This is a genomic window from Neobacillus drentensis, assembly GCF_036966985.1.
Classification (GTDB): Bacteria; Bacillota; Bacilli; order Bacillales; family Cytobacillaceae; genus Neobacillus; species Neobacillus drentensis_E.
Map to the genome: position 1 here is coordinate 1 of NZ_JBALSN010000798.1, position 1,376 is coordinate 1,376.

Consider the following 1,376-nt stretch of genomic DNA (forward strand, 5'->3'; position numbering starts at 1 on the left):
TAAAGGAGAACACATTCGCTAGTTAACGAAATGTGTTCTCCTTTTAATTTATATTTTTAGATTGTTAAGGCAATGGAACATGAAAATAAGTAATGAAAAATGCAGTAAATAAAAACGAAACAACCCAAGCAGAAATAGGTTTAATGTAATGAAATCTCAACATGAAAACCCATAAGAAATTGAAGGCTACGGACCACCAATAATTCCAACCGTTATGATAGGTGATTTTTTCAGCAATATACATGATGGTCTCAATACCAACAAGAATAGATCCCGATGCTATTAAGTATATTACTGTCTTCCGATGCGTAGGTAAATAAGTCAAGAACAGTATGACAATACATGGAAAAATGATGAAAGTTTGGACTAAAAATGAAATGGTATTGTTTAATAAAAAGTCAGGTTCCAACTTCCATAGAATATGATTTTTTCCAACAAAGAAGCTATACAATAAATTATTAATAATGAGGTATAAAATGGTGGGGTAATACTTTCTCCAGTTTTTTATATCACCAAATCTCCAGCAACAAATTAAAAGAGTTAGGCACAGAGCAACACGCAATAGAAACACCCTTATTAAACAGTTTGGTTTTAATATCTGCTAAACAGTCAAAAATATTACTTTCTCCTCTACCTCGTCCTGCACAGTTAGCCAAAAATATATGAGCCATATTCAATAATCGCTTGATACTTTGGGTGAATCTAGTCTCCGAATGAACTTTAAATTAAACAGAAGTGTTGAAAATATGATTGGGTAAGCGAGTGCAGAATACCACAGCATCCACCCATTGTAATAATAAAAGCTAGTATGCAGGCAAAACCATTCAAAAATAATTGAAAAAACTGTCCAGCTTAATATGTATAAAACCTTTTTCCGTTTATTACTTTTTATCGGGTAAAGATTAAGAAACAGAACACTAATTGATGGAAAATACAGGAATATAGCTATAAGTCCAAGCATTTAAATCCTTCTTCAAAATATCCATACAGATCGTAATGTAAGTCTAATATCATATCTACCATAACACCATAAGTGAAGGTGAAAAAGGAAGTAGCGTAAATTTCTATTTTACTTAGTTTTTTAGGGATCAAAAATGCTGCTAAGTTAAAAATACCGAAACAAAGATAAACTAGTTTCCACACAAAAATTTGATTCCCCTTCAAATTAAATTGCTTTTTGTCATTATATTTCACATCCATTGAAAACCCTATTCAAACCTAACTACATCCCTTTTCTGATTTTTGATAAACTTACACTCAACCCATAAAGAACGAGTAGTGGAACTGTAACCAGGATATCCGACATGAAATCCGGTGGTGTAACCACAATCGATGACCCCTGCTACCGAGAAAACAGCCGCAATCATCATATATAC

At 32.5% G+C, this 1,376-nt stretch carries 1 protein-coding gene; it reads right to left on the bottom strand.

The window, feature by feature from the left end:
- Positions 1-64 precede the first annotated feature (64 nt).
- Positions 65-571 (bottom strand): CBO0543 family protein, encoded by a 507-nt coding sequence (locus V7659_RS32250; protein WP_420491247.1) that lies wholly within the window; start codon positions 569-571, stop codon positions 65-67.
- Positions 572-1,376 lie beyond the last annotated feature (805 nt).